The organism is Candidatus Pseudothioglobus sp. Uisw_016, assembly GCF_048087635.1.
Classification (GTDB): domain Bacteria; phylum Pseudomonadota; class Gammaproteobacteria; order PS1; family Pseudothioglobaceae; genus Pseudothioglobus.
Window position 1 is genome coordinate 976,396 of the sequence record NZ_CP159806.1, and the last position, 14,363, is coordinate 990,758.

Annotated in this window: 19 protein-coding genes; 14 read left to right on the top strand and 5 right to left on the bottom strand. The window is 33.2% G+C overall.

Annotated features, from left to right (window positions below; genetic code table 11):
• Nucleotides 1-13 precede the first annotated feature (13 nt).
• Nucleotides 14-277, top strand: a complete 264-nt coding sequence (locus tag ABXT69_RS04905; RefSeq protein WP_416677056.1) for a 2Fe-2S iron-sulfur cluster-binding protein — start codon at nt 14-16, stop codon at nt 275-277.
• On the opposite strand, the gene mnmH is transcribed toward ABXT69_RS04905, so the two are convergent.
• The 4 genes from mnmH to ABXT69_RS04925 all read right to left on the bottom strand — a co-directional run bounded on the left by mnmH (nt 274) and on the right by ABXT69_RS04925 (nt 3,449).
• A complete protein-coding gene (gene mnmH, locus ABXT69_RS04910) occupies nt 274-1,362 on the bottom strand; it encodes a tRNA 2-selenouridine(34) synthase MnmH (protein WP_416677057.1) in 1,089 nt (362 codons plus the stop codon). The genes ABXT69_RS04905 and mnmH overlap by 4 nt on opposite strands.
• The gene (selD, locus tag ABXT69_RS04915) at nt 1,359-2,408 is read right to left on the bottom strand and encodes a selenide, water dikinase SelD (protein WP_416677058.1); all 1,050 of its coding nucleotides are present in this window, start codon (nt 2,406-2,408) and stop codon (nt 1,359-1,361) included. Before selD ends, mnmH begins: the two co-directional genes overlap by 4 nt.
• A gap of 2 nt (nt 2,409-2,410) precedes the next feature.
• Nucleotides 2,411-3,064 (bottom strand): dUTP diphosphatase, encoded by a 654-nt coding sequence (locus ABXT69_RS04920; protein ID WP_416677059.1) that lies wholly within the window; start codon nt 3,062-3,064, stop codon nt 2,411-2,413.
• 67 nt (nt 3,065-3,131) lie between these two features.
• Nucleotides 3,132-3,449 (bottom strand): rhodanese-like domain-containing protein, encoded by a 318-nt coding sequence (locus tag ABXT69_RS04925; protein ID WP_416677060.1) that lies wholly within the window; start codon nt 3,447-3,449, stop codon nt 3,132-3,134.
• A gap of 70 nt (nt 3,450-3,519) precedes the next feature.
• Here ABXT69_RS04925 and ABXT69_RS04930 point away from each other — a divergent pair, with 70 nt between their 5' ends.
• The 8 genes from ABXT69_RS04930 (at nt 3,520) to ABXT69_RS04965 (ending at nt 8,692) form a co-directional block, all read left to right on the top strand.
• A complete protein-coding gene (locus tag ABXT69_RS04930) occupies nt 3,520-3,807 on the top strand; it encodes a YbeD family protein (protein WP_416677061.1) in 288 nt (95 codons plus the stop codon).
• A 6-nt stretch (nt 3,808-3,813) separates the two neighbouring features.
• Nucleotides 3,814-4,425, top strand: coding sequence for a lipoyl(octanoyl) transferase LipB (lipB, locus tag ABXT69_RS04935; protein WP_416677062.1), 612 nt, complete (start codon nt 3,814-3,816; stop codon nt 4,423-4,425).
• Nucleotides 4,409-5,356 (top strand): lipoyl synthase, encoded by a 948-nt coding sequence (lipA, locus tag ABXT69_RS04940; protein WP_416677063.1) that lies wholly within the window; start codon nt 4,409-4,411, stop codon nt 5,354-5,356. The genes lipB and lipA overlap by 17 nt, the downstream gene beginning before the upstream one ends.
• A gap of 72 nt (nt 5,357-5,428) precedes the next feature.
• Entirely contained in the window at nt 5,429-5,812 is a 384-nt protein-coding gene (locus tag ABXT69_RS04945; RefSeq protein WP_416677064.1) for a DUF2177 family protein, read from the top strand.
• 7 nt (nt 5,813-5,819) lie between these two features.
• Nucleotides 5,820-6,782 carry a 4-hydroxythreonine-4-phosphate dehydrogenase PdxA gene (pdxA, locus tag ABXT69_RS04950; RefSeq protein WP_416677065.1) on the top strand — a complete coding sequence of 321 codons (963 nt, stop codon included), beginning with the start codon at nt 5,820-5,822 and terminating at the stop codon, nt 6,780-6,782.
• Complete coding sequence (gene rsmA / locus ABXT69_RS04955; RefSeq protein WP_416677066.1) at nt 6,766-7,521, top strand: 16S rRNA (adenine(1518)-N(6)/adenine(1519)-N(6))-dimethyltransferase RsmA; 756 nt, start codon at nt 6,766-6,768, stop codon at nt 7,519-7,521. Before pdxA ends, rsmA begins: the two co-directional genes overlap by 17 nt.
• Complete coding sequence (apaG, locus tag ABXT69_RS04960) at nt 7,499-7,876, top strand: Co2+/Mg2+ efflux protein ApaG (protein WP_416677067.1); 378 nt, start codon at nt 7,499-7,501, stop codon at nt 7,874-7,876. The genes rsmA and apaG overlap by 23 nt, the downstream gene beginning before the upstream one ends.
• Nucleotides 7,877-7,885: 9 nt before the next feature.
• Complete coding sequence (locus tag ABXT69_RS04965) at nt 7,886-8,692, top strand: symmetrical bis(5'-nucleosyl)-tetraphosphatase (RefSeq protein ID WP_416677068.1); 807 nt, start codon at nt 7,886-7,888, stop codon at nt 8,690-8,692.
• Here the strand turns inward: ABXT69_RS04965 and dapF are convergent.
• Nucleotides 8,689-9,507 carry a diaminopimelate epimerase gene (gene dapF, locus ABXT69_RS04970; protein ID WP_416677069.1) on the bottom strand — a complete coding sequence of 273 codons (819 nt, stop codon included), beginning with the start codon at nt 9,505-9,507 and terminating at the stop codon, nt 8,689-8,691. The two genes, ABXT69_RS04965 and dapF, sit on opposite strands and share 4 nt — an antisense overlap.
• Nucleotides 9,508-9,590: 83 nt before the next feature.
• Between dapF and ABXT69_RS04975 the strand changes: the two genes are divergently transcribed.
• The 5 genes from ABXT69_RS04975 (at nt 9,591) to fabZ (ending at nt 14,362) form a co-directional block, all read left to right on the top strand.
• Nucleotides 9,591-9,950, top strand: coding sequence for a gamma-butyrobetaine hydroxylase-like domain-containing protein (locus tag ABXT69_RS04975; protein ID WP_416677070.1), 360 nt, complete (start codon nt 9,591-9,593; stop codon nt 9,948-9,950).
• A 143-nt stretch (nt 9,951-10,093) separates the two neighbouring features.
• Entirely contained in the window at nt 10,094-12,409 is a 2,316-nt protein-coding gene (bamA, locus tag ABXT69_RS04980; RefSeq protein WP_416677071.1) for an outer membrane protein assembly factor BamA, read from the top strand.
• A 6-nt stretch (nt 12,410-12,415) separates the two neighbouring features.
• Nucleotides 12,416-12,913: an OmpH family outer membrane protein gene (locus ABXT69_RS04985; RefSeq protein ID WP_416677072.1), complete on the top strand. Its 498-nt coding sequence runs from the start codon at nt 12,416-12,418 to the stop codon at nt 12,911-12,913.
• Entirely contained in the window at nt 12,910-13,914 is a 1,005-nt protein-coding gene (lpxD, locus tag ABXT69_RS04990; RefSeq protein ID WP_416677073.1) for a UDP-3-O-(3-hydroxymyristoyl)glucosamine N-acyltransferase, read from the top strand. Before ABXT69_RS04985 ends, lpxD begins: the two co-directional genes overlap by 4 nt.
• Nucleotides 13,915-13,918: 4 nt before the next feature.
• The gene (gene fabZ, locus ABXT69_RS04995; protein ID WP_416677075.1) at nt 13,919-14,362 is read left to right on the top strand and encodes a 3-hydroxyacyl-ACP dehydratase FabZ; all 444 of its coding nucleotides are present in this window, start codon (nt 13,919-13,921) and stop codon (nt 14,360-14,362) included.
• Nucleotide 14,363 lies beyond the last annotated feature (1 nt).

Consider the following 14,363-nt stretch of genomic DNA (forward strand, 5'->3'; position numbering starts at 1 on the left):
TGTTGCCCATTAAATGTTTAAAATTAATGTTGATAATATAAATGGAAAAACAGAGTCACTCTATGTGTATGGTGATGAATCAATATTAACTGAGCTTGAGACTAACAACGTTTTAATAAATTTTAATTGCAGACAAGGTCACTGTGGAAGCTGCATATTAAGACTTGTAAAGGGTGACGTTATTCATAAAGACTGCCTTGTTCCATTATCCCCAGGAGAAATCCTTGCATGTCGATCAAGACCAATAACTGATATAGAAATTACCTCTAAATCTTAACTTTCTTTAAGATAACTAGTGACTTCTTCATAATTGCCTCGAAAAATGATTCTTTGTTTTTTCTGTTCAATCTGATAGTTATACATTGGGTCATAGTAATCAACTAAAAGCGACTCAATAAGAGGTAAATAGTCATTTAAATCTTCATTTATTTGATGATTAATTAGCGCTAAATTTAACTGCTTCAAAAGAATTTTATATCTATCTCCACCTAATCTTTTTTGAATTTTGGAGAGAGAATTCAGCCAATAATTTGAATAAAGCTCAAAACCAAAATCACCATGTAAAGCTATAAATTTTTGAGCCATATCAATGACATAAGATTTTAAACTAATACTTAATCTCTCTTCAAGACTTGCATTTAAGATAATAATATCAGACTGGCGTGCTTTAATTTTTATAGCATCTGGCATGTGTATCATGCCAATATTATTACCCTCATCTTCTATTAAAAATACATTATAAATTTCCTTCTTAATTAACTCTACAGTTAGCTGGTTTTCAAAGTCAATTTGTCTGGGCTGCGGAGTTACGTCATTACCAAAAGCAGAACCTCTATGATTCGCAAATCCTTCAAGATCTATACTGTTATCAAGTTCATTTAATAACAATGTTTTACCACAACCCGTTTGGCCTCCTAAAACTAAGAGCTTCTTTTCATTTATAATTCGACTCATCTCATCAATAAGAAATGACCTGATCGCTTTATAGCCTCCTTTTATTCGAGGAAATGAAATTCCTGATTGTTCATAAATCCACTCTTGAGCAATTTTAGAGCGCAATCCCCCTCTAAAACAAAAAAGTGCGCCAGTTGGATGTTTATTAGCAAAATCAAGCCAATTGCCTATTCTTTGCTCTTTTAATGACCCTTTTAAAAGCTCATGTCCGAGTTTAATTGCAGACTCTTGGCCTTTATCTTTATAGCAAATACCAATTTGATGTCTTTCTTCATTAGTCATCAGAGGAAGATTTAAAGCGCCTGGAAAAGATCCCTCAGCAAATTCAATGGGGGCTCTGATGTCGAGTAAGGGCTTGTTATCTTTAAAAATTTGCGAAAAATTATTAATTTCTTCGAGGCTGCTCATCTTAAGAAAATAGATTCAGAATTATCACTAGTTTTAATAATTTTTCCTATTGGATTAATATTCATATTGTTAGAAGTTAGTAGCTTATTAAATTCTGACATGGCTTCTTTTGAAACTGTGATCAATAGACCCCCACTGGTTTGTGGGTCACAAATAATTGATTTCTCCAAATCAGAGAGTTTGCAAATAGATTCGCCATAACTATCAAAATTTCTCTCAGTGCCTCCTGGAACGCATCCCCCATCAATATATTTTAAAATATTTGGTAATAATGGTAATTTATCAAAATATATTTCTGCAGAAACATTACTGCCTCTGCAAACCTCTAGCAAATGCCCTGCTAAACCAAAACCAGTAACATCAGTCACTGCGTTAACACCTGAAATTTTAGCTACTTTAGAGCCAATGTCATTTAGTGCGCACATTTGCTTTACAGCCATAATATGATCATCTGAGCTTACTACTTTCTTTTTTTGCGCCGTTGATAAAACTCCAATTCCTAGAGGTTTTGTTAAAAAAATAGTATCACCAACTTGTGCACTTGTATTTTTTTTAAGCTTATCAATATCAACAATTCCAGAAACAGAGAGGCCAAATATTGGTTCTGGAGAGTCAATACTATGACCACCTGCCAATGTAATTCCCGCGCGGCTACAAATTTCACGGCCACCTTCTATGACCCTTGCACCAATATCTGCAGAGAGTTTATTAGTAGGCCAGCCAAATATTGCTATTGCCATTAGTGGTTGGCCTCCCATTGCATAGACATCACTTAAAGCATTACTTCCAGCAATCATCCCAAAGTCAAAAGGATCATCTACAATTGGCATAAAAAAGTCTGTGGTACTAATAAGCGCCCTTCCATCACCTAAGTCATAGACTGCAGCATCATCACTCGACTCATTACCTACTAATAAGCCTGGATCTACAAAGCTACTAATATTTGTACCTATAATTTCTTTAAGAAGCTTAGGTGAAATTTTACAGCCACAACCAGCGCCATGACTGAATTCAGTAAGCCTCACTGAAGATGAATTAGTTTTCATATTTATTTGATTAAAGAATATTTTGAATCTAACTTTTTATAAAGATCAGACGGCGTAATTGATGGATTTGAATCCATAATTTCAAATGCAACAACATTGTCTTCAACACCATCCCAATTTTTTATATATGAACCATCTTTGTAGCCATTTTGCTGCCTAAAAGTATTCAGTTGATTTTTAACAACATAACGCTTGTATAAATTCTCAATATTAATATCTAAATGGGAAATTATTGTAAAAAATAAGTCAGTGATCTTACGGATATTGTTAGTCTCTGACTGAATACTTGAAGCCACAGATAAGCTCAACATTTCTTCTAAAGAGTCAACCAAAATATCAACATCAAAACTACCCTTAGGCTCAAGCATTAAAAATTTATTTGCATATTCTTGATCATTAATACGTATAGATTCAGACATTACAAAATGCCAAATATCAACTAACTCGACTCTAATATTGTCCCAGTCTGGCTGGTCATCAATATTTTTCCAGTGTTTCCAATTAAAAGAGTCAATTGCCTCTGCTACCTCCATATAAATCCCTCGATACCATGAAATTTCTCTATTCTCTCGAGTAACCCCAGTTAGCCATATCTCACCATTTGTCTCATCATTTAATTGCTTTTGAAGGGTAAACATTTGTTCAATTTGATTCATAATTTTTGATGTATTAAGAAATAAATAAATTATAGATAGTTAATTACTAATAGCTTAGAATAAGTCCCTAATATCTATCAACTGAAGGATCAATTTCTCTGGACCATGCATCAATTCCACCTTGAAGATTTACTAGAGATTGAAAGTCTTTCGAAATCAGAAAGTTTGCAACCTGCATTGATCTCATTCCATGATGACAATAAACTGCAATAGTATCATCAGGATTAAGGTCAGAAAATGACTCAGCAATAGTACTCATGGGGCAGTGAATTGCTCCCTCAATCTTGCACAAATCCAACTCCCATTTTTCTCTAACATCAATAAGAACAGTGTCATTATTACTCAGATAATTTTGAAATTCTTTGGGATTTAAGTCATCTATCATTTCAAGCCTCTTGTTATTTTTAATATTAGAATTATATTTTATTCTTAACAATTAAGTACGAGTAACTTTAATGGGTAAAATTTCATTTGTGAGTAAAAATAATGATGATATTTTTAAATTCCCCTGTGACTACCCTATTAAGATTTTTGGGTTAAATCAGCCTGACCTAAAGCAAACTATTTGCGCTATAGTTGAAAGCCATATTGGACAGCTTCATGATAATCAAATTACTACCAAAAAAAGCTCTAAGGGTAAATATGTTTCAATAACCATAAGGATTATTGCAACAAGTAGAAAACAACTTGATGCTATCAATCATGAATTACAAGCCTGCCCTTTGGTTTCCTATCTTTTATAAAATCTGATGTTTGAAATACGCGATAAAGGTTTTACAGATTACACCCAAACATGGGATGAAATGAAATCTTTTACCGAGTCTAGGAATATCGAAACTCCCGATGAATTATGGCTACTAGAACATAACAGCGTATTCACTCAAGGATTGTCTGGAAAGCCAGAGCATCTTCTCAAAGAAACTGAGATACTAGTAGTGCAGTCTGATAGAGGTGGTCAAATAACCTATCATGGCCCAGGTCAATTAATAATTTACTGCATGATTGACATCAAAAGACTAGGAATTGGAATTAAAAAAATGGTATCTCTTATTGAGCAATCAATAATAGACCTATTGTCTGATTATTCCATTGAAGCTCATAAAGTTTCAGGAGCTCCTGGAGTTTATGTTGACGGCTCAAAAATTGCAGCACTAGGCCTCAAAGTTAAACAAGGTAGAACTTATCACGGCTTAAGCCTAAATATTGATATGGATCTCGCGCCTTACAAACTAATTAACCCTTGCGGTTATAGTGATTTAAATGTTACCCAAATGTCCAATCTAACGGATAATGCACTCAATATTTATGACATCAAGCTAAACTTATCTAATTATCTAAAGAACTATGTCTCAAGAACTTGAAATTAAAGCACTTAAAGGTGAATCTAAAATTAGTAGGCTTAAGATTAAGCCTGATTCTGAGAGAAAGCCATTAAAAAAACCAAGCTGGATAAGAATTAGGCACTCGGGCTCTAAAAAAGTTAATGAACTTAAAAAAACATTAAGGAGTCAAGAGTTATTTACAGTTTGCGAGGAGGCTCAATGCCCCAACCTTAGTGAATGCTTTAACCACGGCACAGCTACATTTATGATTATGGGTCAAATATGTACTAGAAGATGCCCTTTTTGTGATGTTGCTCATGGAAGGCCAAAAGCTTTAGATTCAAATGAGCCAGTTCATTTAGCTGATACTATTTCCAAAATGTCACTAAAGTATGTTGTTATTACCTCAGTTGATCGAGACGACTTAAGGGATGGAGGTGCTGGCCACTTCAAAGAGTGTATAGATGCTATTAGAAGTAAAACTCCTCAAGTAAAAATTGAAATTTTAACGCCTGATTTTAGAGGAAGGGTTGAAAAAGCTCTGGATATTTTCAAAGACTGTCCGCCTGATGTTTTTAATCATAACCTGGAAACGGTACCCAGCCTTTATCCCAAAGTTCGTCCTGGCTCAGACTATGAACAGTCATTAGACCTCCTTAAAAGCTTTAAAGAAAAACACCCTCCTGTTAAAACAAAATCAGGCCTTATGCTTGGTGTTGGTGAAACTGAAAGGCAAGTGATTGACGTTCTAAAGGACTTAAGATCTCATGATGTTGATATGTTAACGTTAGGTCAATATCTACAGCCGAGCAAACATCATCTTGCAGTTGAGGAATACATTACGCCTGAGCAGTTTCAAAAATATAAAAAAATAGCAGATGATCTTGGTTTTAATCAAGTTGCAAGCGGCCCCATGGTTAGGTCCTCTTACCACGCAGACCTTCAAGCAAAAGGCGAGCTTGTTTCATAAAAACTTGTAAATTTAAGAACTCTTTCTTTGATTCTTATAACTATTTAATTTGATAAAAAGTATAATAATATTATGATTAAAACATTCTTTATAGCTCTAGCATTTTTCTGCATCATTGATGTATTTTGGATATATTTTGTTGCAACACCAATGTATAAACAAGAGGTTGCAGCTCTTATGGAGCTTAAAGTTGCTCCTGCAATCATGTTTTATATAATCTTCTTATTAGGCTTAATTTTCTTTGTTATTAATCCCAATCTTAGTAATACACTTTTAAATGTTTTTATGATTGGTGCTTTTTATGGGCTAGTAACTTATGGAACTTACGACCTTACCGTTTACGCAACTATGAATATCTTTAGCCTCAAATTAGTGGTCGCAGATATTCTATGGGGAATGATTCTATCTGGCTCTGTAGCAACCCTCACTGTATTTACTTCAGCTAAATTAAACTAGCTTAATTATGTCTATTGCATTTACTTCTGGCGAGCCCTCTGGAATTGGTCCTGATATAGCCCTCATATATGCCCAACAAGAAAGGCATGAAGACCTCCTAGTTTATGGTGACCCTGATGTATTAATTAGTCGAGCAAAACTTCTTAATTTACCTATCTCATTAAAGGAAAATAAGACAAGAAAAGCAAACGAATTAAGTATTTATCCTATAAAAACAAAGTCAAGGGTTGAGCCAGGCAAGTTAAACCCTGATAATTCAGATTACGTATTATCATTGATTAGGCATGCAACTAAGGATTGTGTTAATAAGGATTGTGGCGGCATGTTGACTGGCCCTATTAATAAGGCTGTCATTAATCAATCTGGAATTGAGTTTATTGGCCATACTGAGTATCTTGCTGATTTAACTCAAACCCCTAAAACCGTAATGCTTCTTGCTACAGATCAACTTAAAGTTGCCCTTGCTACTACTCATCTTGCTCTAAAAGATGTATCTAAAAACATTACAAAAGAATCTCTTATAAAAGTCATTACCATAATCAATAATGATTTTAAATACTTAGGAGTCGAAGACCCATCAATTCTTGTTTGCGGTCTTAACCCTCATGCTGGTGAAAATGGTTATCTTGGGGATGAAGAGTTAATAACAATTATTCCTGCTTTAAATTCACTTAAGAAGAATGGTATTAGTATTGTTGGACCAGTTCCAGCAGATACTGCCTTTACCCCAGACTCATTAAAAAATATTGATGTGGTTTTAGCGATGTATCATGATCAAGGTTTGCCTGTATTAAAAGCAAAAGGTTTTAAAAATGCAGCTAATATAACCTTAGGTCTTCCCTTCATTCGCACTTCTGTTGATCACGGTACAGCTTTAGACTTAGCAGGCACTGGTAATATTAGTCTAGGTAGCTTTAATACAGCGCTTTCCTACTTCAAGACTTTAACTAATAATGCGTCACCAGCCTAGAAAAAGATTTGGGCAAAACTTTTTAGTTGATCATCAAATTATCAACCAAATTATTTCAACAATATCTCCAAAAAATGATGATAGTATTGTAGAAATTGGTCCCGGAAAAGGAGCTATTACTTTCCCTTTACTTGAATATTTAGATCACTTAAGTGTCATTGAAATTGATCGAGATCTAGTTTCTATGCTTGAATTAGAGGGAGAAGAAAAACTAACCATCTATCAGTCAGATGCACTAACATTTGATTTCAATCAAATTCCCAATAAAATTAGGGTGATTGGGAATCTCCCATACAATATTTCTTCCCCTTTATTATTTCATCTTCTTGACTATAGAGATCAAATTGTTGATATGACATTTATGCTTCAAAAAGAAGTGGTTGATAGAATAGTTGCCCCTCCAGGAAGTAAGACTTATGGTCGTCTTAGCGTTATGATGCAAGCTTTTTATGAAGTTGAGTTAATGTTTAATGTCCCAAAAGAATCTTTCGAACCTCAGCCAAAAATTGAATCTGCTATACTTTATCTGAAAACTAAAGAGCAGCCACTAGTTAAAAACTCAAAACCCTTAGAGGAAATAGTAAAACTTGCCTTCTCTCAGCGAAGAAAAACACTAAAAAACTGTTTAAAAACTGTATTAAATCAATCACAAACTAAAATTGACTTATCTCAAAGAGCTGAAATGCTTAGTACTGAAAACTTTTTAACCTTAATGAATGACTATGAAAAACAAAATTGAAGTAAACGTAGAAGTAACCTACTTACCAGAACAATCAAATCTAGTGAACAGTCAATATGCTTATACTTACACCATCACCATTACGAATAATGGAGAGACTGGAGCCCAACTAAGAACAAGACGCTGGCTAATACAAGATGAATCTGGAGAAACTGAAGAAGTTATTGGTGAAGGCGTAATTGGGCAGCAACCCCACCTTTTGCCGGGTGAAAGCTTTAAATATAGTTCTGGTGCAGTAATTAGCACTGAAACGGGAACCATGAAAGGTTCTTATGGGATGATTAGTGATCAAGGACAAAGATTCGATGCGGTCATTCCAGAGTTTACATTAAGTGAACCCTACACCCTTCATTAGGCAAAACACATGGACTATGCCATTGGAGACGTTCAAGGCTGTTTTAAAAGCCTTAAAGGGCTCTTAAATAAAATTAATTATAATATCGATAGAGATCGGCTGTACTTTCTAGGTGATGTTGTTAATCGAGGTAATAACTCACTTGAAACGCTACGCTTTATTCAGTCAAATCAAGATAATATAAACATGGTTCTAGGTAACCACGATTTTCATCTACTAGTTTGTGCTTTAACTGAGCGCCAGCCAAACAAAAATGACACGTTCTTAGACATATTGTCTGCATCTGATAAAACTGTTTTACTTGACTATCTCCTTACTAGGCCACTTGTGATTGAACATAAAGACGCGCTCTTTGTTCACGCAGGAGTCCCACCTCAATGGAGCAAGTCAGATGCAATCACAAATGCAGAGGCAGTTCATAAAAATCTTCAATCAAAAAATGTGAGTGAATTTTTATCCAAAATGTATGGTAATTATCCAAATAAATGGACTGATAACCTTTCTAATGAAGAAGGCTCTCGTTACACAATAAACGCCTTAATGAGAATGCGTTTTTGCAAAGAAGATGGTGAGCTTGAATTTGAGCATAAGTTAAATGTTGATCAAAATCCAGAAAACTTTGAAGCTTGGTTTTTGCATTCAAAACGACTGATGGCTGAAGAAGAAATATTTTTTGGGCACTGGTCATCTCTTAAAGATGTCAACTCTAAAAATATTTACCCTTTAGATCATGGGTGCGTATGGGGAGAAAGTCTTACAGCCTATAATCTAACAAACCATAATTATATTTCACAAAAATCATTAGAGGTTAATTAGGATGGTGCACTTCTCAGATTAATTGAGCCTTCATAAACAAACTCTCCAGGGCCAGTAAGATAGACTTTTTGTCCGTCATACTCAACCATTGCATTGCCGCCATTTAAACGAACTTTTACCTTTGAATTAAGAAGACCGAGCCTAATTCCTTGAATTACAGCTGCGCATGCTCCTGAGCCACAAGCAAGTGTCTCCCCCACCCCTCTCTCTACAACCCTTAACTGAACTTCATCTTTACTTAATACCTTCATAAACCCAACGTTGACACCCTCAGGAAAGAGGCTAGAGGATTGAATTTTTAATGCAGTAGAATCTATATCAGATATGTCATCCAAAATCAAAATAGCATGGGGATTTCCAATGGATAAAGATCCAACTTTAAAACCTTCAATAATATACTCATAGCCCTCTTCGTTAACATTAAGAGGAATTATGGATGGAATAAAATTTGGTTCACCCATCTCAACTCGAACAGAGTCATCACTGTTGACTGTTAAAATCATAATGCCGTCATTAGTTTCAACAGAAAGAGGATTCTTATAAGATAAATTTTTCTTATGAATATACAGAGCAAAACACCTTGCACCATTTCCACATTGGCTAACTTCAGAGCCATCAGCATTAAATATTACATAACGAAAATCAGCATCTTTTGATAATGCGCTCTCAACCATTAGCAACTGATCAAAGCCAACCCCAAAACGACGATCAGATAATTTTCGAATTTCTTCTGTTGATAAACTAACATTCCCATCGATATTATCGATTATTACGAAGTCATTTCCTAAACCATGCATTTTTGTAAAATATATCATGGTAATATTTTAACCTTTTGTATCATGTTTTATTTGGTTACTGATATGTTAAAATCTTCACAACTTTTTAATTCATCAAAATTATGAACACTCCAACTAATATAACGCTTAGTAAGGATAAAAAACTTCTTACTGTAACATTTGATGAGACTGATTACCCTATGACAACTGAATATCTTAGAGTTTACTCTCCATCAGCAGAAGTTCAAGGACATGGTCCTGGACAAGAGACTCTTCAGCTGAACAAACAAGATGTTACGATTCAAACAATAGTTCCAATGGGAAATTATGCTATTGCAATCCATTACAGTGATGGTCATACTACTGGAATATACTCATGGAGTCACTTGTATAAGCTTGGCAGCAAGAAAGATGAACTTTGGCTAGATTACTGCAAGCGAGTTGAAAATAATAGTAAGAATTACCATGAAGTTCAAATTTAATTTAAAAATAGATATTTAGAATTTTTAGTGTTAGTTTGACAATATGATTGGTAATTTTGTTAAAATCACATCTTAGGCGTATTAATATAAATTCATATAAAAATTATATTAATAATTAAAATAACTACTTTAGGTAAAAAAAAATGAAAAACAAACTTACTAAGTATTCTTTCCTTCTTTTCTTATTTTTTACTACTCAAGTCTTTGCCAACCCAATAAATAAAATTAATTTTGTTGGCCTAAATAATACTTCTGAAAGTACCTTATTAACATTAATCCCTTTTAAAGTTGGTCAGAATTTTTTACCTACTACTAGTGATCAGATTATTAGATCTCTTTTTGAAACCGGATTGTTTGAAAATATTAGTATTATTAAAAACGAAAATACTTTAGAAATTTCTTTAAAAGAAAACCCAATTATCAAATATTTAAAAATTGAACTAAACTCAGGCTCAGGCTTTTCTAATTGGCTGAACGGTGAAAAAACACACCTTACTCCTGAATTTTTAAGTCAACTACAAGAAGAAAATCAGTTATCAATTGGACAAACTTACACGAATAGAAAGTTAGATGATTTTGAATTACTAATTGAGTCTAAATATTCAGACTCAGGTTATTTCAAATCTCAAATTACAAAAAGAGTTACTATAGATGATCAAAATAGAGCAGGAATTGAGCTAGGTATTACTCAAGGAGCTAGAGCAAAAATTGAGTTATTTACTATCACTGGCAATAATAATTTTACTGAAAAAGATTTATTAAAAAATTTCAAGATAGGTGAAGCTGACATTGCTTTAGTTAATTACTTTACAAATAAGGATGATTTTTTACAATCTGAATTTCTAAAAGGGATTGATTTAATCACTAATAAATACTTTGACTCAGGATATTTAGATTTTAAGATTATTAATGTTGACACAATACTCAATGATAATAATGAAAATATTTCTATAAATATTGAGATTTCTGAAGGAATTCAGTATAAGTTAGGCAATTTATCATATGATGGGGAACTGGGAAATCTTAGCCTTGATGATCTGAATAATGCAATTTCCTTAAATGAAGGTGAAATTTTTAATCGAAATTCAGTAATTCAGAGTATTCAAATTCTTACTGATTTATTTGCTGATCAAGGTTACGCTTTTGTTGAAATTAACCCAATTACTTCAGAATTTTTAGATTCTGTAAACATTAACTTTACTGTATCTTTAAATCAAAAAACATACATTAATAGAATAACAATTTCAGGAAATACTCGCACACAAGATGAGGTAATTAGGCGTGAAATTGGAATTTCTGAGGGTGGGTTGTATTCAAGAAGTATACTTAGAAAATCTTTGTTGAAATTAAGAAGAATTGGTTACTTTTCTGATGTACAAATATCAACATCTGAAGTCGATGGATTTAAAGATAAGATTAACATAAATTTCCTGGTTGAAGAGACGCAAACTGGAGCTGTAAGTTTTTCAATGAGTCATAGTAATAACTATGGAGTAGCTTTTGGAGCTGGTATAGAGGAAAAAAATATATTTGGCTCTGGAAACACACTTAATGCAGACTTAAAGGTTTCTGAGTCATTTAATAAAATTAGTTTTTACTTTATGAATCCAAACTTTAATGATGAAGGTCATAGTATTAGCCTTGGTGCTTTCAGAAGTGAAATAAATGATGATGATATTGCCAAAAATTCTTATGAAATTAATTCAACAGGGTTTAATTTAGGTTATGGTATCCCACTTAATGATGAAACTAGACTGAATACTGGAATAGAATATTCAAAAAATGAAATTAAGTGTAGTTCTCTTTTTTCAGGTACAGGTTATGAATCAAGCCAATGTGCTTCTAAAAATAGTGATGAATTTAAACTTACCGTTAACTGGAGTCAAAATACACTGAATAATTTTATGTACCCAACTGAAGGCGTCAATAACTCATTAAATGCTGGAATTGCTCTTCCTCTTGGAGACTATAGATACTTTAATATAAGTGCTGATCATACAAGTTATGCGCCTATAAGTAGCTCAACTACTTTAAAGCTTTTGGGTAACCTTAATTTATCTAAAGGATATAGTAGCAAGCAATTGCCCTTTTATAAACGTCATTTTGGTGGAGGGTCTGGCTCAGTTAGAGGTTTTGGAAACAAAACATTGGGACCGCTTTATCCAAATGGAAAAGCCAAAGGTGGTGAACTTTCAATCCTTGCAAGCGCCAATCTTATAACACCAGCTTTTTTCTTTGAAAACAATGAAAAGATGAGAATGAGTGCATTTATAGATGCAGGTAATATTTATGAAAAAAGCTCTAATATTAAGCTTGGTGATTTGAGAATGTCAGCTGGCTTTGGATTTGCATATCTAAGCCCTATTGGATCAATTGGAGCATATATTTCAACTCCTATTATTAAAAAATCTGATGACACTATAGAAAGCTTTGGTTTTTCATTAGGTTCGGGCTTCTAAAATTCCATGAAGATTATAGTTATACTTTGTTCAGTATTGCTATCAATAACTGCATCCGCCGAAATAATTAAAATAGGCTACATTGATACAGAACAAGTAGTTAATAATTTATCTCAATATCAGAAAAGAGTATTAGAAATATCTAAAGAGTTTGAGCCAAAAAAGCAAGAATTATTAGATTTATTTAATAACATTGAGCTCCTTAGAGAAAAAATTGATACTATTAATAAATCTGGAAAAAAAGAAAACCTCCAAATTAAATTATCTGAACTTGCCTCCCTTGAGGAAAGTTTTAAACAAGAAACTGAATTTTGGCAAGAAATAATGAACAATAAAAAATTTGAATTACTTCAACAAATCGAATTATTAATTAATAATACAATCAAATCTCTTGCAATCTCTGAAAGCTATGATTTGATTTTGTATGAAAATGCTGCTTTTGTTAGTGATGAAGTAAACATAACTTATAAAATAATCGAAAGAATTGAAAAACTTTCTTTATGAAATTAACTCTTCAAGAAATAGCAAAATTAATAGGTGCTTCTGTTCACGGTGAACCATCTAAAGAAATTTTAGGAATCAACACTATAACCAATGCCAACTCTGAGCAAATTTCTTATGCAGCTACCAGGAAATATAAAAAATCTCTAATTAACTCAAATGCTGGTGCTGTAATTGTTGATAAAAACCTTATTGAACTTTGCCCTACTAATGCATTATTAGTTGAAAATGTTTACCTAGCTTATTCTATATTAACGCATAAATTTAAGAATCATCAAAATATTAATCACTTTCAAAAAGCTGAAAATATAATAAATTCTTACAGTAAAGTTAATATTGCCCCAGGTTGCATTATTGGTAAAAACGTAGCAATTGGTGAAAATTCTTCAATTGGAGCTAATTGTGTCATTGAGGACAATGTAAATATTGGTAAAAATTCTCGTATTGAGTCAAATGTAACAATCCAAAAAGGATCTCAAATTGGAAAAAATTGTGTCATCTCACCTGGAGTTATAATAGGCTCTGAAGGATTTGGAAATGCCAGGGATAAGTACAATAAGTGGAATGCAATAGTTCACCTTGGAAATGTAATTATTGGTGACAATGTTTCTATCGGAGCTAATACAACAATTGATAGAGGCTCTATTGACAATACGGAGATTCATAACGGAGTAAAAATCGACAACCTTGTTCATATTGCTCATAACGTAATTATTGGAGAAGATACAGCTATTGCAGGAACAACAGGCATTGCTGGAACCACTATTATTGGTAAAAGATGTATGATTGGGGGTAAGGTTGGTATTGTTGGCCAACTAACAATTACTGATGACGTTATAGTCAATGCCACTAGTACAGTCAATAGAAATATTACAAAACCAGGAGTTTATACGGGTTTTGTTCCTATCATGCTTCACTCTGAATGGAAAAAGGTAGGAATGTGGCTAACAAAACTTGATAAAATTGCTACTCTGCTGAAAATTAAACTAAAGAATATTAAATAATCCTATGAAAATGAACATTAACGAGGTTAAAAACTTTTTACCCCATCGCTATCCTTTTTTACTTATTGATAGGGTAATTAATCTTGAAGTAGGAAAAAATCTTACTGCAATCAAAAATGTCTCTTTTAATGAGCCTCATTTTACGGGACACTTTCCAGATCAGCCTATTATGCCTGGAGTTCTAATTATTGAAGCTTTAGCACAAGCAACTGGAATATTGGCTTTTAAATCTGAGGTTGGAAAGCCACAAACAGGTCAAATTTATATGTTGGTAGGTGTTGATAAAGTTCGCTTTAAAAGAATGGTTGAGCCAGGTGACCAACTAGAAATTTATGCTGAGATTATTACTGTCAAACGTGGTATTTGGAAATTTAACTGCAGGGCTTCAGTTGAGGGTAAGTTAGTTACATCTGCTGAAATTTTATGTACTCAAAAATCTGCTGATTAAT